The 18707-nt window shown below is 54.2% G+C and carries 16 protein-coding genes and 4 pseudogenes; 7 read left to right on the top strand and 13 right to left on the bottom strand.

Going from position 1 to position 18707, the window contains the following annotated elements; genetic code table 11:
• Positions 1–2: 2 nt before the first annotated feature.
• From GLX_RS09850 to mnmE, 4 genes are read right to left on the bottom strand one after another with little or no spacing between them, the layout of a single operon-like run.
• Complete coding sequence (locus tag GLX_RS09850) at positions 3–824, bottom strand: ParA family protein (RefSeq protein WP_014105821.1); 822 nt, start codon at positions 822–824, stop codon at positions 3–5.
• Positions 817–1443, bottom strand: coding sequence for a 16S rRNA (guanine(527)-N(7))-methyltransferase RsmG (rsmG, locus tag GLX_RS09845; protein ID WP_014105820.1), 627 nt, complete (start codon positions 1441–1443; stop codon positions 817–819). Before rsmG ends, GLX_RS09850 begins: the two co-directional genes overlap by 8 nt.
• Positions 1440–3311, bottom strand: a complete 1872-nt coding sequence (gene mnmG / locus GLX_RS09840) for a tRNA uridine-5-carboxymethylaminomethyl(34) synthesis enzyme MnmG (protein ID WP_014105819.1) — start codon at positions 3309–3311, stop codon at positions 1440–1442. The genes rsmG and mnmG overlap by 4 nt, the downstream gene beginning before the upstream one ends.
• 12 nt (positions 3312–3323) lie before the next feature.
• Positions 3324–4658: a tRNA uridine-5-carboxymethylaminomethyl(34) synthesis GTPase MnmE gene (gene mnmE, locus GLX_RS09835; RefSeq protein WP_050856165.1), complete on the bottom strand. Its 1335-nt coding sequence runs from the start codon at positions 4656–4658 to the stop codon at positions 3324–3326.
• A 73-nt stretch (positions 4659–4731) separates the two neighbouring features.
• On the opposite strand from mnmE, the gene GLX_RS09830 reads away from it, so the two are divergent.
• Positions 4732–5187, top strand: a complete 456-nt coding sequence (locus tag GLX_RS09830) for a methylated-DNA--[protein]-cysteine S-methyltransferase (RefSeq protein ID WP_041247336.1) — start codon at positions 4732–4734, stop codon at positions 5185–5187.
• A 23-nt stretch (positions 5188–5210) separates the two neighbouring features.
• Positions 5211–6182 (top strand): quinone oxidoreductase family protein, encoded by a 972-nt coding sequence (locus tag GLX_RS09825; protein WP_014105816.1) that lies wholly within the window; start codon positions 5211–5213, stop codon positions 6180–6182.
• 163 nt (positions 6183–6345) lie between these two features.
• Here GLX_RS09825 and rho read toward each other — a convergent pair whose 3' ends face one another.
• Positions 6346–7656, bottom strand: coding sequence for a transcription termination factor Rho (gene rho / locus GLX_RS09820; RefSeq protein ID WP_014105815.1), 1311 nt, complete (start codon positions 7654–7656; stop codon positions 6346–6348).
• Positions 7657–8054: 398 nt separating this feature from the next.
• Here rho and GLX_RS09815 point away from each other — a divergent pair, with 398 nt between their 5' ends.
• Positions 8055–8867 (top strand): ABC transporter permease, encoded by an 813-nt coding sequence (locus tag GLX_RS09815; RefSeq protein WP_014105814.1) that lies wholly within the window; start codon positions 8055–8057, stop codon positions 8865–8867.
• Positions 8868–9264: 397 nt separating this feature from the next.
• On the opposite strand, the pseudogene GLX_RS09810 reads toward GLX_RS09815, so the two are convergent.
• Together GLX_RS09810 and GLX_RS18470 are read right to left on the bottom strand one after the other, a co-directional pair.
• Positions 9265–10100: pseudogene (locus GLX_RS09810) on the bottom strand (IS5 family transposase).
• Positions 10101–10218: 118 nt separating this feature from the next.
• Complete coding sequence (locus GLX_RS18470; protein ID WP_014105811.1) at positions 10219–10359, bottom strand: hypothetical protein; 141 nt, start codon at positions 10357–10359, stop codon at positions 10219–10221.
• A gap of 364 nt (positions 10360–10723) precedes the next feature.
• Here GLX_RS18470 and GLX_RS09800 point away from each other — a divergent pair, with 364 nt between their 5' ends.
• The 3 genes from GLX_RS09800 (at position 10724) to GLX_RS17375 (ending at position 13859) form a co-directional block, all read left to right on the top strand.
• Positions 10724–11920, top strand: coding sequence for a polysaccharide biosynthesis/export family protein (locus tag GLX_RS09800; protein WP_231850323.1), 1197 nt, complete (start codon positions 10724–10726; stop codon positions 11918–11920).
• Positions 11921–12008: 88 nt separating this feature from the next.
• Complete coding sequence (locus tag GLX_RS09795) at positions 12009–13196, top strand: capsule polysaccharide transporter (protein WP_014105809.1); 1188 nt, start codon at positions 12009–12011, stop codon at positions 13194–13196.
• Positions 13197–13211: 15 nt separating this feature from the next.
• A complete protein-coding gene (locus GLX_RS17375) occupies positions 13212–13859 on the top strand; it encodes an ABC transporter ATP-binding protein (protein ID WP_014105808.1) in 648 nt (215 codons plus the stop codon).
• Here the strand turns inward: GLX_RS17375 and GLX_RS17370 are convergent.
• From GLX_RS17370 to GLX_RS19355, 4 genes are all read right to left on the bottom strand, one after another.
• Complete coding sequence (locus tag GLX_RS17370; protein WP_014105807.1) at positions 13854–15005, bottom strand: AGE family epimerase/isomerase; 1152 nt, start codon at positions 15003–15005, stop codon at positions 13854–13856. The two genes, GLX_RS17375 and GLX_RS17370, sit on opposite strands and share 6 nt — an antisense overlap.
• 138 nt (positions 15006–15143) lie before the next feature.
• Positions 15144–15353 carry an integrase core domain-containing protein gene (locus GLX_RS19365; RefSeq protein ID WP_407927270.1) on the bottom strand — a complete coding sequence of 70 codons (210 nt, stop codon included), beginning with the start codon at positions 15351–15353 and terminating at the stop codon, positions 15144–15146.
• Complete coding sequence (locus GLX_RS19360) at positions 15334–15420, bottom strand: integrase core domain-containing protein (protein WP_148268666.1); 87 nt, start codon at positions 15418–15420, stop codon at positions 15334–15336. The genes GLX_RS19365 and GLX_RS19360 overlap by 20 nt, the downstream gene beginning before the upstream one ends.
• A gap of 629 nt (positions 15421–16049) precedes the next feature.
• Positions 16050–16415 carry a transposase gene (locus GLX_RS19355; RefSeq protein ID WP_407927245.1) on the bottom strand — a complete coding sequence of 122 codons (366 nt, stop codon included), beginning with the start codon at positions 16413–16415 and terminating at the stop codon, positions 16050–16052.
• A gap of 109 nt (positions 16416–16524) precedes the next feature.
• Here GLX_RS19355 and GLX_RS09785 point away from each other — a divergent pair.
• A pseudogene (locus GLX_RS09785) lies at positions 16525–16872 on the top strand (transposase); the annotation flags it as partial.
• 132 nt (positions 16873–17004) lie between these two features.
• On the opposite strand, the pseudogene GLX_RS09780 reads toward GLX_RS09785, so the two are convergent.
• A pseudogene (locus GLX_RS09780) lies at positions 17005–18082 on the bottom strand (IS5 family transposase).
• 76 nt (positions 18083–18158) lie between these two features.
• A pseudogene (locus GLX_RS09775) lies at positions 18159–18541 on the bottom strand (IS5 family transposase); the annotation flags it as partial.
• Positions 18542–18707 lie beyond the last annotated feature (166 nt).

Raw genomic sequence — 18707 nt, 5'->3', positions numbered from 1 at the left:
GACTATGCCTTCCCCTTACGTGCCCCACGCAGGGCAAGACGGTCCGAGACTTCGGCCGCCAGCGTCTGATAGGCCTGACTGCCTGATGAACGCTGGTCATAATTCATGACCGGCTGCCCGTGACTCTGCGCTTCCGAAATACGGATATTACGCGGGATCAGGGTTTCGAGCACCTTGTCACCAAAGAAGCTACGAGCATCATCCGCCACCAGTTCCGACAGGTTGTTGCGCCGGTCGTACATGGTCAGGACAATACCATCGAGCTTCAGGGCCGGATTGAGCGACTGCCTCACACTGTTGACGGTCCGCACCAACTGGCTGATCCCTTCAAGGGCAAAGAACTCGCATTGCAGCGGCACGATGACCGACTGCGCGGCCACCAGCGCATTGAGCGTAAGCAGGCCAAGGCTGGGCGGACAGTCGATCAGCACCACGTCATACGCAGCCCCGATCTGCTCCAGTGCCTCACGCAGGCGGTATTCGCGCCGCTCAGCCATGACCAGTTCCAGTTCCGCCCCGGCCAGCTCCGTGTCCGCCGCGATCAGTGACAGGTTGGGCACAGCACTGTCCTGCACCACGCTGGCGGCGCGATCACCATCTTCCAGCATGGCGTAAGTGCCGCTGCGCCGGGCGTCGTAGCCCACACCCAACCCGGTGGAGGCATTGCCCTGCGGGTCCAGATCGACCAGTAAGACCTTCAGCCCCGAAGCCGCCAGGGCAGCCGCGAGGTTGATGGCCGTGGTGGTCTTGCCGACACCACCCTTCTGGTTGGCCAGCGCGATAATGCGGGGGGAAGATGTGGTCCCGCTTCCCGTATCATTCATTGTTAAGGTCTCTGACACGCCTGATATCGCTCAATTCTAGGATCACGCCATCCACATTCGTACGGCTCGGGATCCGGGTTGTCGTCATGTGCCAATCGGCATCGGCTGCCGTCAATTCTTCTTCCGCATTGCGTCCTTTCAGAAACAGGCAGAAACCATCGGGCCGCAGGAAACGCGTGCCCCATTCCAGCAACAGCGGCAGCGGGGCCAGTGCGCGGGCGGTCACCACCTGCGCGGGCGGCACATCCGCCACTTCCAGTCGCTGCGCGCAAACTGTTACCTGCACACCCGCTACGCGCGCGGCCTCCCGCAAAAAGGCTGCCTTACGCTGGTCGGACTCGATCAGGGTTACATGCGCATCCGTGGCGCAGGCAATAACCAGGCCAGGGAAACCCCCACCGGAGCCCATATCCACAAGACTGACACCACCTGCGGGGATCAGTGTCGCCAGTTGCAGGCTGTCGGCAATATGGCGCGACCACAGATGCGGCAGATCATGTGGGGAGACCAGATTGATCTTCTGGCTCCACCGCAACAGGATATCGGCATAGCGCTCAAGCCGCTCGCGTGTTTCACGTGAAACATCCAGCCCCTTCGGCATGGTCGGGGCCACCATCATGCTGCTACCTGCCGTTGGCGTACATGCGCCAGCACCGCAACAAGAGCAGAGGGCGTGATGCCGGGAATACGCTGCGCCGCCCCAAAAGTGACAGGACGGACCTGCGCCAGACGCTCCTGCATTTCCGTGCTCAGGCCGCCGATCTGGCGATAATCGAGGTCGGTCGGCAGCACGATCCGGCTTTCGCTGGCAAGCTGGCGGATTTCGCGCTCCTGCCGGGCTATATAGCCACTGTAGCGGGCTTCGGTCATCAGATGCTGCGCCACGCGGGGCGGTAGGTCCGCAAACCATGGTGCGATACGGGTGATGATCTCGGGCGTAGCATCTGTTGCCAGCACATCCATGAGCGAGCGCGCCCGGCCATCGGCGGAGACATTCACACCCTCGCGCCGCAACACATCCGGGGTGCAGGTTTCGCTGCTGGCACGAGCCATGGCGGCGTCAATCGCAGCATGATCGGACTGGAAGCGGGCCGCGCGCGCGGGTCCTATACATCCCCATTCCAGCCCAAGCGGAGTCAGACGCAGGTCAGCATTATCCGCCCGCAGGGTCAGTCTGTATTCCGCACGCGAGGTAAACATACGGTAGGGTTCCGATACGCCCTGCGTTGTCAGGTCATCAATCATCACGCCTATATAGGCCTGCCCACGGGCCAGGGTCACCCCTTCCTGACCCATGGCATGCCGGGCGGCGTTGATGCCCGCAATCAGGCCCTGCGCACCTGCTTCCTCATACCCTGTGGTGCCATTCACCTGCCCCGCAAGGAACAGGCCGGGGAGGTTCTTGAGTTCCAGCGTGGGTGCGAGTTCACGCGGGTCAACATAGTCATATTCCACCGCATAGCCCGGCCGCACCATGCGGCAGTTTTCCAGACCAGGAATACTGCGTAGCATTTCAAGCTGCACATGCGCCGGCAGGCTGGTGGAAATGCCATTGGGATAGACAAGCGCGCCATCGGGGTTACCGGGCAGGCCTTCGGGTTCAAGGAAGATCTGGTGCGATTCACGCTGGGCGAAACGCACGACCTTGTCCTCAATAGACGGGCAGTACCGCGGCCCACGCCCCGAAATAGCACCACCATAAAGTGCTGAAAGCTGAAGGTTTTCCCGAATGATCTCATGCGTGCGCGGCGTGGTTGCTGTGATACGACACGACACCATGGGGTTGGTGAGCACATCCGTCATGCGACTGAAGGGTTCGGGAACCGCGTCACCTTTATCTTCGGCCAGACTATCCCAATCAATGCTGTCGCGCGCAATACGGGCAGGCGTTCCGGTCTTGAGGCGACCCATTCGCAACCCCAATGCCGCTAGACGCTGGCCCAGCGCATTGGCAGGTCTGTCCCCTACCCTGCCTGCCGGTTCACTCTCATGACCGACATGGATCGTGCCGCGCAGGAACGTGCCAGTCGCCAGCACCACGGCACCACAGGCAAAGCTGCGACCGTCCTCGCACACAACGCCTTCAACACGGCCCTGCCTGTCCACCAACAGGTCGCCTGCCGCACCCTCGATAATGTCCAGCCCTTCGGTCCGGGTCAGCATATCCTGAATGGCCTGCCGGTAAAGCGTACGGTCCGCCTGTGCGCGCGGGCCATGCACCGCAGGCCCCTTGGAACGGTTAAGCAGTTTGAAGTGGATGCCCGCCCGATCGGCGGCAATGCCCATCAACCCATCAAGCGCATCGATCTCGCGCACCAGATGCCCCTTGCCAATCCCCCCAATGGCGGGATTGCAGGACATGACGCCAATCGTATCAAAGCGGTGGGTCAGCAGCAGCGTGCGGGCACCGGCGCGCGCGGCGGCAGCGGCAGCTTCGCACCCTGCATGCCCCCCACCCACGACAATCACATCATATGCGCGCTTCATCCCGCCTTACTCCTACTTGCCAATACAGAACTGGCCAAACACCGTATCCAGAAGGGCCTCCACATCCACCGCACCGGTCAGACGCCCCAGCGCACGCATGGCCAACCGCATTTCTTCCCCCCGCATCTCGGGCCACGGCATGCTCAGAGCCTGTCCAATATGCCGCACCGTCTCCTCTATCGCAGCGCGGTGCCGCGCACGGGTGAAGGGGGCAACCACCCGCCCTGCCGTAAGCGCGCGGGCTTTATCCGCCAGCGCTGTTCTTAGCACATCCATGCCCGTATTTGTGAGCACACTGATGCCGATTACCTCATCAGGTGCCGGATGCAGGTCCGTCTTGTTACATACCAACACATCCGCCCCATCCAGACGGGGTGGTGCAGGATTGCCCGCAAAAACCTGCACCACGCAATCGGCCTGTTTCACGTGAAACAATGAGCGCCGCACGCCCTCGACTTCGATCTCGTCCTCTGTTTCGCGCAATCCGGCGGTATCGACAAGCGTTACCGGCACATCCCCCATGACCATACGGACTTCAATCGCATCGCGCGTGGTGCCTGCGCGGGAGGAAACAATGGCAGCATCTCGTCCCGCCAGCGCGTTCAGCAGGCTGGACTTGCCCACATTCGGCTCGCCCACAATGGCAAAGACCAACCCACGCCGCAGCCGTTCCCCCCCTTCACCTTCCACCAGATAGGCCTGCATGGTGGCGTGCAGTTCCTGCAGGCCATTGCAGAGTTGCTGTTCCACTTCCGGTGGCAGTTCTTCATCGGGGAAGTCGATCAGCGCTTCCTGATGCGCCAGCAGGGTCCGCAACCGGTCGGCCCAGCGCTGGTAAAGCTGGCTCTGGGCACCATCAACCTGGGCCAGAGCCTGCTGGCGCTGGGCTTCCGTCTCGGCCTCGATCAGGTCGGCAATGCCTTCCGCCTGCATCAAGTCCATGCGCCCATGCATGAAAGCCCGGCGACTGAACTCGCCCGGTTCCGCAGGCCGCGCACCAAGGGCAACCAGCGCATCGGCCACAGCGTTGATCACTGCGGGGCCCGCATGCAGGTGCAGTTCCGCGCTATCCTCGCCGGTATAGCTATCCGGGCCGGGAAACCAGAGCACCAGCGCGCGGTCCAGCAGGACGGGTTCCGCACCATCGCGGCGCCATAGCCCCCGTAACGAGGCGCGGCGCGGCGCAGGCAGGCGGCCGCACAGACTTTCCACAATGCTGCCCGTGCCCTGCCCACTCAGCCGCATCACGGCAATGGCCGCGCGGGACAGGCCGCTGGCAAGTGCGAAGATGACGGGGGGATGGCCATCACTTCCCTGCATGAAAATCTCCATAACGCCCATCATCATTTTGCCAGTAGCGGGAACGGCGTTATCGTTCACCTCTTTGTCCTGATCAAGGTGACTCATGCCACAACTTTCAATGCATTCGCCACTGGCGCCGCTGACCATATCGGTTGAAGACGAGAAAATCGTCGCACTGGACTGGGGCTGGGGCCGGGATCAGGAAGAAACACCCGTGCTGCAGCAGGCACGTACGTGGCTGGACGCCTATTTTGATGGTGATACCGCACCGTGCACCCTGCCGCTGGAACCCTACGGCACACCGGAACAGGTCAAGGCATGGCGCTTCATGCTGACCATACCCGCAGGCCAGCAGATTTACTGGAAAGATGCGGCCCGCCTGGCCGATGTCACACCCGAAGACATTGTCAGCGCATGTGGGGAAAATCCTATCCCCATTCTCATCCCCTGCCACCGCATCGACCTGGAAGACTGCCCCGAATACGACCCCGAGAGTTATCCGGGAGAAGAAGGCGCACGCGACCGGCAGTTTCTCCGCAATCTGGAAACGCTTTCCGTCACATCCAAATCCTGATCCAGTTTTCCGGGACCAATGCCATGAACACAGTCATCCGCGTGCATGAATATGGGGGGCCAGAGGTTCTCCGACTTGAATCCCTGCCCGTGCCCACACCGGCACCCAACGAAATCGTATTGCGGCAGGAAGCGGTTGGGGTCAATTTCATCGACACCTATTTCCGCAGCGGCCTGTACAAATTCCCTGCCCTGCCCGCCATTCCGGGCATGGAAGGTGCAGGCACGGTCACGGCGGTCGGGGTCAATGTACAGGGTATGCAGCCCGGCATGCGCGTGGCCTATCCTGCCACACCGGGCGGCTACGCCACATTCCGCACTATCGCGGCCGATCGCGTTGTTCCACTGCCCGATACCATCGGGTTCGATACCGCTGCCGCCATCATGCTGCGTGGTCTGAGCGTGCACATGCTGCTGCGCGAGGTCTATCGTGTGCAGCCAGGCGAAGACATCCTGGTCTATGCCGCCGCCGGTGGCGTGGGCCTGCTCATGTGTCAGTGGGCGCGGCATCTCGGGGCCCGTGTCATTGGCGTGGTCTCGACCGAAGCCAAAGCCGAACTGGCACGGGCCAACGGGGCGGCGAATGTCATTATCGGCACTGAAAACGTAGCTGACCAGGTGCGTAACCTGACGGATGGTCGCATGTTGAAAGTGGTCTATGACAGCATTGGCAAAGCAACATTCGAGAGCAGCCTGTCCTGCCTTGCCCCACGGGGGTTGATGGTCAGCTACGGCAATGCATCTGGTGCCGTGACCGGGGTGGATGTCGGCACCCTGGCGGCCCATGGCAGCCTGTACCTGACCCGCCCCCTGCTCATGACCTACATTGCCCAGCGCCCTGCCCTGCTCCATGCCGCACGGGAGCTGTTTGGTCTGGTGGAAAAGGGCGTGATCAAACCCCTTATCGGCCAGTCCTTTGCGTTGAAGGACGCGGCACAGGCGCATATTGCCCTGGAATCACGCAAGACCACGGGCAGCACCATCCTGTTACCCTGAGCCTTTCATAAAGAAGTTTTTGGTGAAGCTTTTTTCAAAAAGCTTCAAAAGAATGCCGCCTTTTTGAAAAAAGACAGCACCCAAAAACTTCTATGAATCATCAGGACATAAAAAACCCCGGCGAAAAGGCCGGGGTTTTTGTCGTCACGATAATCCAGCGCAATCAGGTGTTCATCGCATCAAAGAAGTCGTGGTTGGTCTTGCTGTATTTGAGCTTGTCGAGCAGGAAGTCCATCGCATCCATCGTGCCCATGGGCGCAAGGATACGACGAAGGACCCACATCTTGGCCAGATCGGCACGATCAACCAGCAGTTCTTCCTTACGGGTGCCGCTCTTGGTGATGTCGATGGCGGGGAACGTCCGCTTGTCAGCCAGCTTGCGGTCAAGGATCAGTTCGGAGTTACCCGTGCCCTTGAACTCTTCAAAGATGACCTCATCCATACGGCTACCGGTGTCGATCAGGGCGGTGGCGATGATGGTCAATGAGCCGCCTTCCTCGATATTACGGGCTGCACCGAAGAAGCGCTTGGGGCGTTGCAGCGCATTGGCATCCACACCACCGGTCAGCACCTTACCCGATGAGGGCACAACGGTGTTGTAAGCACGTGCCAGACGCGTAATCGAATCAAGCAAAATCACAACGTCACGCTTGTGTTCGACCAGACGCTTGGCTTTTTCCAGAACCATTTCCGTTACCTGCACGTGGCGGGTCGCGGGCTCATCAAAGGTGGAGGACACCACTTCCCCCCGCACGGAGCGGGCCATATCCGTCACTTCTTCCGGGCGCTCATCAATCAACAGCACAATTAAAAAAACTTCGGGATGATTGGCGGAAATAGAGGAGGCGATGCTCTGCAGCATCACCGTCTTGCCGGTACGCGGCGGGGCAACGATCAGCGCACGCTGGCCCATGCCGATGGGCGAGACCAGATCGATCACACGCGACGTGAAATCCCGGTTAGGCGTCTTGCCCTTCCCCTTGCCATTAGTGAGGGCTTCGTCCGCACCACCAATAGCCGAGTTCTCGACTTCCATCTTCAACCGGCGTTCCGGATAAAGCGGGGTCAGGTTGTCAAAATTAATGCGCTGGCGCACCGCCTCGGGCGGCTCGAAATTGATCGCATTGACCTTGAGCAGAGCAAAATACCGCTCGCCATCACGCGGAGCGCGGATCTGGCCTTCCACCGTATCACCGGTGCGCAGACCAAAACGACGGACCTGACTGGGAGAAATGTAGATGTCATCCGGTCCGGGCAGGTAATTGGCTTCCGGCGAGCGGAGAAAACCGAAACCGTCGGACAGGATTTCGAGCGTGCCGTCCCCGTAGATCGCCTGATCATTATCAGCCAGGGTCTTGAGGATCGTGAACATCAGCTCCTGCTTGCGAAGAGATGATGCGTTTTCAATGTTCAGACTTTCAGCGTAGGCTAAAAGGTCTGCAGGAGATTTGGCCTTGAGTTCGGCGAGTTGCATGCAGGATATGCCTATAAGTGGGCAGTTCACGGAAGGGATAGGTTAAACCAGCAATCAATTGACACGAGACGCATCTGGCGCACGCCTGCATGGATCACACCATGATCCAAATGATTGATATAGCTTAACAGGTAAAGGCGGGGATTCCGAAAAATATTTTTCAGAATGCAGGAAGGTTATACCTTCAACTGATTGCCGTCAAGCCTCTCGACAGATTTGCAAGAAATTGCCATAAAAGCGTGCAATTCGCTGCCTGACGTGTTGGTTTGCCAATGACGGACATACTCCTGCCTAATTCCCCTTGCCCCGCCTCACGAATGTGGATGCGTTTGGCGTGGAGCAATACACTGATAAGTCAGCGATAACTCTGTTGGTACATATACGAAAGTACACACTCGATGCAGACATCCGAAGCCATGCAGAGCACTTATCAACGTTTAAAAGCTGATTTCGGCCGTCAGTTACGTGTTATCTATGCCCTGATAATGCGCGAAATCCACACCCGGTACGGGCGCGAAAACATCGGCTTTCTTTGGGTACTGGGAGAACCCATCCTGTTCTGTGCCGGCGTTGCGATTCTATGGACAGCCATACGCCCCTCGCATGAACACGGCTTGCCCATGACGGCCATCGTGATTACGGGATATGTTCCCCTTACAATGTGGCGGCATTGCCTTGGACAGGCCGTAAAAGCTTTTGAAGCCAACGGCAGCCTGCTATTCCATCGCCAGGTTACCCCGATGACTATTATTCTGGCACGCGCTAGCCTAGAGATCATCGGCACCTTGATGGCCGGACTGCTTGTAACTTGTGGGGCAAATTTCCTGGGTTTCATGAAGCCCCCCCAGTTTTACGGCATACTCTATCTGGGGCTAATTTTTCATGCCGTCTTTTGTACGGCGACAGCCATGATTTTCGCATCGCTTAGCGAAATGTCTGAATTTGTTGAAAAAATAATGGGAGTTTTCAGCTATCTGACGCTTCCCTTTACAGGCGCATTTACCATGGTCGACTGGCTTCCTCCGAAATATCGCTGGTACATGATGCTTTCCCCTAGCGTAGATAATATAGAAATGATACGCGAAGGCCAATTTGGCTTAAACGCACATGCCCATTACGATATATCTTATTGTTTGTTTGTAAATCTTCTTCTTGTTATTATAGGTCTATATCTAACTCTTCGCGTTCGTAAATATATACTTGTTCAGTAACCATGCTCTCCATTGATGTGATAGAAAAACTGCTAAGCCTGTTAAATCTTGATGTAGACTGCGTAGCCGCAATGAGCATGACGGAGAGGAAGGGCGCAGCTGTCTTTTCGTAGCGTATGGCAATTCGTGCACCTGTCCGGGCAACAGCATAAGCATAAAGGAATGCGCCCAGCCATAACCATCTACGGCTACTCAGTCTTGCTGTCCCAAGCATCCATGTGAGGCCAAGCACCTCATGATCCCTGGTGACGGGAGGTAAACCCCGTTTCTCGGACAGGGCGATAAGCTATAATCTGGCCTGAGAGAGGACGGGTTTTATGGGCAAGGTTACGCGCAAGAGGGCTCTGTTGCACAAATGGAGTTTTGGTTATGGACCTCCCATTCTGGGACTTATGATTTACTGAATAGCCGCGGTGAGTGGGATTCCGAGCGCGGTGAACTGATTGAGGATCGCGATACGCACGAAGAACTCCGTGACCTGACGATCAAAGTCTCTCGCCGTGAGGCGCTGACCGAGCAGTTTGATGCAGTGCATTTTCGTCTCGACGCGGCTTCGGCGGTGATACCCGCTCCAGCGTCGCCAGATCGCCCGCCCGAAGCATTCTGAAGCCCGTATGGCCTCATTTCTGGCTCGGGCGTCAGGCATTGTCGGGCGCCACGGTTTTGCATTTTGTCGGGGTGGAATGATTGCATCGGCACCTCGTTTTACGATGATGTTGTGGCAGCTTCGGGTGTTATAGGCGCCGTCAACCGTCACGCTGCCACTCTCTTCATCCTGGGGGATCTGCGCCAGCAACATCGGCAGAACCGGCGCGTCACCAACGTCGTTACCGGTGATTTCGGCAGCCTGGATTTCCAATGTTCGCTCATCAATACCGATGTGAAGCTTGCGCCAGATCCTGCGTTTCGAGTTACGATAGGGAATGTCGACCGTCAGGGATTTCTGCCGACGGCCCAGAGTGCTGAAATCCGGAACAGACCACGCAGACGAAGCAGACTTTCGACAAAGCCCGTCGCCTGCCTCAGAGTCATGCCAAACAAAACCTTCAGTGTCAGACAGGTCTGGATGGCGACATCGCTATAGTCGGGTTTGCGACCGCGGCGTCCCGTCGGTAGCCCGTTCCAGACCATGGCCGGGTCAAACCACACCGTCAGCGAGCCTCGCTGCTTCAGCGCGGCATTATACGAAGGCCAGTTCGTCGTGCGGTAGATCGGGGATGGCGGCTTGCTCATCATAATCAGCTACCACCCTGGTTTCATTCCGTGAATCCAGGAACAAGCTATTTCTGCCACAAAGCCACCAAAAACTGTCCGAACGAACGGGACCACTTCTACGTTCTCTGCATTTCCTTTATTTTGCTGCTCCGGCCGCCTTGTGATGGGCACGGATCGCCGTGCCATCAAGAAAGACCATACCCAATGCCGTGTTCTTGCCTTTGACTTTTTCAAAAAAGTGCTGCCACACACCAAGCTTCGACCAGCGAATGAACAACTATGTGGCAATCCTCCAGAAAGGAACGGCAGGTTAGCAAACCGAACGACAACATGCACGAGCACATTCTGGTGCGGTCTGCGACGTAGGCACCACAGTGCCATACAAGCGTCAGGAGACTATATGAACGCCCCACTACTCTGCGTATGGTCAGCCTAGAAAGTATCTGATAAAAGACTGTCCGCTATGATCATTGATTGTATGCTTGATATGTGTGGGCTACCTCCCCCGACTGTCTTATTATCCCATAACCCTTAGCTGCGGTGCCACATTGACAATCTCCTGTTCCCCTAAAGATTTGAATTTATTTCAACGTCGTGTTCAAAACAGGAGAGGAAGCATTGCGCTAATCGGAGGGCTCCTGTTGCTGACAGGATGCAGCGCACTGCCAGATAGTGGTCCAACAGAAACGCAGGTCAATCATGCCCAGCGTAATCCAAAAAAAAATACCATAGGCTACGGTATAATTCCGATTACGCCAGAATTAGTCGGTCTGCTGGAAAGCAAGGCACCGCCTCTTTTCAGCAGTCTGGATAACAGTGATACGCATCCGCTCAAAAACGCCAATGACACGGTCGCACCCGGCGATGTCCTTCAGGTTGCCATATACGAAGTGGGCACGTCACTTTTCAGTCCGACCAGCACCACCATGGCCGGTGGCTCAGGCGGTAGCGGGAACGCTATGGGCAGTAGTAATAATATGCCCAGTCCCTCAACCCCCTCCAGTCTACCCTTGTTGGGCGTAGATGGTAACGGGAATGTCCAGATTCCATTTGCTGGCCAGATTAATGTGTGGGGCATGACCACGAGTCAGGTTGCCCATGCGATCCTGGACCGACTGAAGCAGAAATCTGCGGCCCCGCAGGTGATGGTTAGGATTGCAACAGACATCGCCAATTCGGTGATGGTCTATGGCGGGGTCCGACGCCCAAGCCGCATTCCCCTAACGCCTAACCGGGAACATATCCTAGATGTCATTGCGCTTGCAGGCGGACAGGAGCATGTAAGCCAGACTCAAAATCAAGTTCAAAATCAGATGGATGAGGATTATATGGTACGGTTGACCCGTAATGGCCGGGTTACCGAACTTCCGCTCAAGACAGTTGAGGATGACCCTAACCAGAATATTATGGTGCAACCTGGTGATCGAATCCAATTAACATACGAGCCCCGTACCTTCACCGTTTTTGGTGCCAGCGAACATGTGAACCAAATCCAGTTTGCAACACCAACTCTGACAATGGCAGAGGCTATTTCCCTAGCGGGAGGGCCAATAGATTCACGTGCAGATCCAAACGCCGTATATCTCTTTCGGTTTGAGCACACAGATATCCTGCGGCGCTTAGGTATAGCAGTCGATGAAAATGCACCTACAGCACCGATTATCTATCAGATAGATATGATGAACCCCAGCAATTATTTCCTAGCGCAGAGATTCATGATGCGTGACAAGGATCTGATCTACGTGGCAAGCTCCCGGAGTAATAAATTCTATAAATTCTTTGGTCTGGTCAGCACAATCATTGCACCGGGAATTACGGCAGCATGGATTGTTAGATAAAATGCCCCTTCATAAATAACAACATTTTCTGTGTTAGTTCTTGTTACATCCAGATGTTTCTCTCCATCTTGTTCCGGAACCCCGTTTGATGAATACCGAACTTCATACTCCCGATAACGGGCCATATCGCCCGGAGGATACTTCTATGTTGACACGGGTATTCAATGAATTCCGAAACAAGATTCGCAATAACCTATATTTTACAATATTCGTTCTTGTTCCAACCTTACTTACTGCCTTCTACCTGATGTTTATCGCGACACCGCAATACATATCAGAAGCACATTTTGTAGTACGTGGACGGTCATCACAGTCAGGCATTTCTCTCAGTAATATTCTGCAAGCCAGTGGTGGTGCCGGGGGTGGTGCTTCTTCGGAAAATACATATGTAGTACAGGACTATCTGCAATCCCGCGATGCGGCCGAACTCTTGATCAAACAAGATAATCTATTCGATGTCTATTCTCGGCCCGAAGCGGATTTTCTTGCCAGGTTTCCATCATTCGGTTATTCAAAAAATTTCGAGCATTTTTATAAATTCTATAAGAAACATGTACTGGTCGAACAGGATTCGGAAACTAGTATTTCAATTCTTACAGTCCGTACCTTTCGTGCAACAGATTCCCAGAAGGTTGCTCGTGCTCTTCTGGACGCCGGTGAAAACCTTGTAAACGAAATCAATCGTCGGCAGCGTGATAATCTGATCCATGCTACGTCACTGGAAGTACAGGCCTCAGAGACAAAACTGCGTGGCATTAACCAGAAACTGGCTGAATACCGTGATGTCGTGGCATTAATCGATCCCTTGCGGCAATCAACCCCAATGATCAGTTTTGTGACTAGCCTGCAAAATATGCTTACTTCTACAAACATGCAGCTGAATCAGTTAAAGGAGTCCGCTCCCAACAGTCCGTTGATTGCAGCGTACCAGCGGCAAGCCAGTATTCTGGAAGAACAGATAAAACAGTCTGGCAAGCTTATTACGGGCTCTAATGAGTCTCTTGTACCAAAAATCACAGGTTATGAAGACTTAATGATACAACGTGAAATGCAGCAGCGCATCTTAGCCAGTAATGTTGCATCGCTTGAAGCTGCCAAACAGCAAGCAAATCAGCAGATGATCTATGTTGATGAAGTTGCACAACCAAACGCGCCCGACTGGCCCGAATATCCACGCAACCTGATTATCCTGACTATCGTGTTCATATCTACGCTTGGACTTTACATCATGGGTAAACTGTTAATTGCGAGTGCTCAAGAACGCAATCTCCATTAAGTGAGAAAACCTATAATGTTGCGCTGTATAGATATTGTAAAAGATTATCATGTAGACAAAGGCATGCGTCGAATTCTTGACCGTGTCAGCTTCCAGGTCGAACGCGGTGAGAAGCTGGGTATTCTAGGACGGAATGGTGCCGGCAAGTCAACATTGATTAAGATTGTTGGCGGTGTAGAACTGGCAACATCCGGACGTATTGAAAGAAATATGTCCGTTTCATGGCCCTTAGCATTTGGTGGTGCTTTCCAAGGAAGCTTGAGCGGCTTGGATAATCTTCTTTTTATCTGTCGTATTTATAATCTGGATTATAAAAAAACGCGTAAATATGTAGATGATTTTGCTGAATTGGGAAAACAGCTTCTCGACCCCGTTAAAACTTACTCCTCTGGTATGCGGGCACGACTTGCCTTTGCTCTATCTGTTGTAATCGAGTTTGATTGTTACCTTATCGATGAAGTCATTATGGTGGGCGATGCCCGATTTTATGAACGCTGTCGAGAAGAATTATTTATAAAGCGCGCAGACCGCGCATTGATTATTGTCTCTCATGATATGAATTTTATTAAGGAAATTTGTGACAGAAGCGCGGTAATACATAATAGAAAGATGATAGAGTGCAGTAGTGTTCAAGAAGGAATAGATTTATATCACTCCCTATGAGCAAGATTCCAAACAAAAATCATCAATACTACACATTTCTTTTATAGCGCAGGCAATATGATATAATGTACTGCCTGGTACCATCTCTTTTATGAATTTGCCATCTTCTTTCATTTTATCATACCATAAGCCTGATTCCATAGGTCGGAGATAACGATAGAGGCCTTGCCAGGCAACTATGATCTCCTTAAGTTCTTCAAGACTATCGGTGCGCCGGTAACGCGCGACTGCAATCTTGAGACGCTCTGTCTGAGGCCATAGGCGTGCATTGCCATTTATGATCTGGCCATTTGTCAGCACTTCATTGATTGCGACACCCCGCTTTTCGTCAATTCCATGCCGACGTCCGAAATTGGTCAAGGTATCGGACAGGAATATAGCATCCTCCCTGCAAGTGGCCATTCCTTCAAACAGCCATGCCCATTCAAAGCAGTGTCCGGGTTCTGATATTTGTCCAATCTGTCCCGATACCGGTGTCCAGTCTTCATTAAAATATTCCAATAGAGCACCTGAGGTCATATCCAAGAAGCATGAACGACAGAGCGCTGCGATACCATTTGCCGCATCTGCAAAACGCTTACGCCCACTTCCCTCATATAGAATACAAAATGCCTCAAGAAGGTGCATATGCGGATTTTGTCGGCGAAAAACAGGGTCTGCAATCTCTCCTTCCCAAAATCCCCCCAGTGGATGGTCCCAATGGTTTTTCAAAGTATCAAGCAGGCATTCAGCTTCATCAAATAAATTCTCATCTTCAAGTACTATACCAGCATGTCCTAGAGTAAATAGAACAAATGCCTGATCATAAAGATCTGCCCGGCTATCGAGCACGACTGCATTGGAATCCAGTCGGTGTACATAAAAACCATCCTGACGTTTGAAATCAGTAATAAGCCTATGGATTCCCTCGGTAACCAGCGAACGCCACGGTCCAATCCACCCAAGTTGTCCTGCTACAATGAACGAATAAATATGGCGCGCCTGCACAAAAGTTCTATAATATTCGTTATTGGGATTCCCATCAATTCCTATACGTTCTGCAAACATACCTGAAGAAGTTCTATCTTTATTACTCCACATCGGAATGGCATAAGTCAAGAACCAGTGATTAGCTTCTTTTTTTATTATGTTAAATCTGGTTTCCATAACAAAATAAACCTGTTTGTTTTTTTATAAATTTTGTAAATATATAATATTAACCTTTTATGAGAGAATTCTTTTTTGAACCATTTCCATTGACGTGCTCTCTTTTCTGTCTCCACCCAAAAGGAGAGTTCCCGTTTTTTATGGCTTGGGGTTGATGGAATGACAAGAGTTTCGGGGGACATGCCCCCGAAACTCTTGTTTGACGACCTGATCCGGTGTCCTGCCATCCAGTTGGGAATGTGGGCACACCATATTGTAGCCTTCCCGCCAATAAGCTAGGATCTGGCGGGCCTGCGCCAGGGACGTGAACAACGTTCCGTTGAGACATTTATACCCTGATGCGGCCATTGAAGCTTTCGACAAACCCATTCTGCTGCAGCTTCACCAAGGCGATATAGTGCCATTCGATCTGCATACCGCTGGTCTATTTCAGGATGGTATGGGATGTGAATTCCGTCCCGTAGCACATTAGGAAGCGCCGGCATCGGCTGCCATGACCAGGCGACATGTCTCCATAGTGATGATGTCCAGCCACACAGAGGAGACAACCGGCCTTGACCAGATCCGATACTACACCAATGACTGCTGTCCTTGTCGCCATCGATATTGTCAAATCCCGCAATAAGGTCCTGATTGAAATGCCCGGCAGTCGGCGGCGCTGTGGATGACCGCGAGAAACGACATTGCTGTTTTTTCATATCTGCTTGCGACAGCGCGCCACTCCTTGAGGCGAGTCCAGAGGTTCTCAACGAGATGCCGACACCGATAGGTCCATTTTGGGCAGGCGACCAACCCATCCCGTCATTTTGTGGGAATGGCCGACCGCGCTCCCACGTCCCATATCCGTTCACGCATGGAGTTCGACGCGTAGTCCTTGTCCGCCACTACCCACAGGGGAATAGCGGGAAGGCTGTCAAGCATGGCTGGTGCCAGAGGCAGTTCATGAGCCTGTCCAGGGATCAGCGCAAAACCGAAGGCTTTTCCATGCCATCAGCGATCACGCAGACTTTTGTGCCACAGCCGCCGCGAGAGCGGCCAGGTGCTTCACGATGGTCTCGCCCTTCGAAAGAAGTCCTTTTTTGAACTCCCGCCACTTTGTGGTGAGTCCTGATGTTTGTGCAATCCAGAAAAGTCATACCGAGTGCCACTCCCTGTTGGTCCTGAACCAGTTCGAGCAGGCGTTCCCACATACCCGGTTTCGCCCAGCCGATGAAAAAGCTGTGCCGCCTGACACCACGGACCCAATTCAGCGGGGATACTCCCCCATTTCGCACCATTCTCATGACGCCAGAAAATCGCTGCTATCGTGCGCCGCAGATCATGGGGCGACGTCTTGCTTCGTGGACGGACCGCCTCAATCAGAGGTTCCCAGATCGCCCATGTCTCATCCGTAAAAAGTGTCTGTGCCATCTCCTTCTTCCATCCCTACGATATGGGAAGAATTTTAAGATCTAACAGGTCCTAACAGTCTGTCGGGTTGGGACACCCTGTGAAGGGGTGAGGTTGTAAGGGTGGTGAGATGAGCAGCTTCATCCCGTTTGACCGGTCTCAGCCGTATCTTCTTCCGCCTGATCTGAAGTCGTGGCTTCCGGCTGATGATATGGCGCATTTCGTTGCTGCATCGGTTGAGCTGGTTCCGATGAATGCGTTCTGCGTGCCAGTGCGCACGGGAGGCAAGGCGCAGTATCATCCGCGCCTGATACTGGCCCTTCTGATCTTCAGCCATGCGAACGGATTGTTTTCCTTACGCCGGATCGAGCGGGCGACATATCGCGACATCGGGGTGCGCTTCGTGGCGGCGAACCTGCATCCGGATCACGACACGATTGCCACTTTTCGGCGGATGAACCGGACAGCCATTGAAGCTGGAGGGATCGAAGAACCGTTGATTGGCGCGCGTGGTTCCTGATTTCAGGCTTTTGTCGTGCTGATTGACGGTTCTTGGGGTGACTTTTGATCTGCGTCTTGAGCAGATCGGACGCTGTCGCCAATGGGATAGCTACGCGGCCGCGTTCAACCTCTCGAGGAAGAGGAAGCGGCGCATGTTGTAGACGATATTGGCCAAGCCAATCCTCATGGTGGCCCGGGTAATGCCCACGGTCCGGACGAACAATCCCGTCTGCGATTTCTGATCGGCAAAGACATGCTCGACGCGGGATCGGATGACGGACTTCCCTGCGTTAGAGCGCTGGATATGGCGGGGCATGGGCTTGAGATGCGGCTTTTTCCTGTGAACCTTCGAGACGAAACCCTCTTTGTCCATGAAGTCCTCATTGGCTTTCGAGCGATACGCGGTGTCGGCCCAAACGCTTGAGGCCGTATTGGTTTTATCGAGCAAGCCCTCGCGCAGCCTGGCACCATCACTGGCGGCGGCATCCGTCGCTTTCCATTTCCGGATCAGTCGAAACTTTCGATCGATGAAAATATGCGATTTGTAGCCAAAGAACGGGGGCGAGGTCCGTGGACGGGAGCGTCCTGTCCTCCTGCCGCTTTGCCTTCGTGAACTTCAGCGTCCAGCGGGCGTGCCTGTCCTTGTGGGACAGCTTTGCCGGCTTGTCTTCCCAGCCTTCAGGGATCCGGCCTTCCCGAAGATCGGCTTTCTCCCCGTTGGTATTGCGCTGCTTTGGCGCTGCCACCAGCGTGGCATCCAGGATCTGGCCGGACATCGGCAGATACCCGGCGTTTCGCAAGATGGCGTCAAAGCGCTCGAACAGCTTCTGGATGGCGCCAGCCTGGGTCAGACGCTCACGAAACAGCCAGACCGTTTTGGCATCGGGCACCCGGTCCGATAACGCCAGGCCGAGGAAGCGCATGAAGGACAGCCGGTCGTTGATCAGATACTCCGTTCGCTCGTCGGAGAGATTGTTCAGCGTCTGGATCACCAGGATCTTGAACATCAACACCGGATCGAACGGGGGGCGGCCGCCTTTGCTCCCGTCTGAATAGGCCAGAGCCCTGTCCAAATCAGGACGGAACACCTCAAAATCCACAGTCCGAGAAAACGCTTCGAGCTGATCGCCAAGACCACTCAAACGGGCTAGTCGCTCGTCCACATCAAAGAAGCCCGGCTGCTTCATGAGCCATTCCCTCAATCATCACAGAAGAGAGGGAATCACACACAGAGGGCCAGAACCAGGGGTTTTTCGAACCCTCCAGCTTGGTGTTCATGCCCCCTTTAGTGCGTCCGATCAGGCGGCCTGGATCCCCTTTTTTAACCGCAGGCTTGAAGCCGTGCGGTGTGCCTTGAGATAGGTCGCATCAATCATAATAGTCTGAGGCTCAGCCTTCGCGGCAGACAGGCCATCCATCATCCGCATGAAAATGCCCATGTCGCTCCAACGCTTCCAACGGTTGTAGAGCGTCTTGTGCGGACCGTATTCTCGGGGCGCATCACGTCAGCGCATACCATTACGGTTCACAAAAATGATGCCGCTCAGCACGCGGCGGTCATCAACGCGCGGTTTACCATGGCTCTTGGGAAAAAACGGCCGCAGACGCTCCATCTGTTCATCCGTCAGCCAAAACAGGTCGCTCATCTTCAGTCTCCTTGCAGAACCTGAAGCAAAATTCCCTACATAAATCAATGGGTCCTGAGCCTAAAACCACATTCATTCATATATGATCAGGATATTAATAATACTTTCTTACATATTGATTCCACTCAAAAAAAATCATAAAGTGATCCAACTGTTATTTTTTGGT

Origin of the sequence: Komagataeibacter medellinensis NBRC 3288 (genome assembly GCF_000182745.2) — a bacterium.
In the GTDB taxonomy this organism is placed as follows: Bacteria; Pseudomonadota; Alphaproteobacteria; order Acetobacterales; family Acetobacteraceae; genus Komagataeibacter; species Komagataeibacter medellinensis.
Note: the sequence above shows the minus strand (reverse complement) of the source record. Positions and strands in the feature narration are given on the sequence as shown.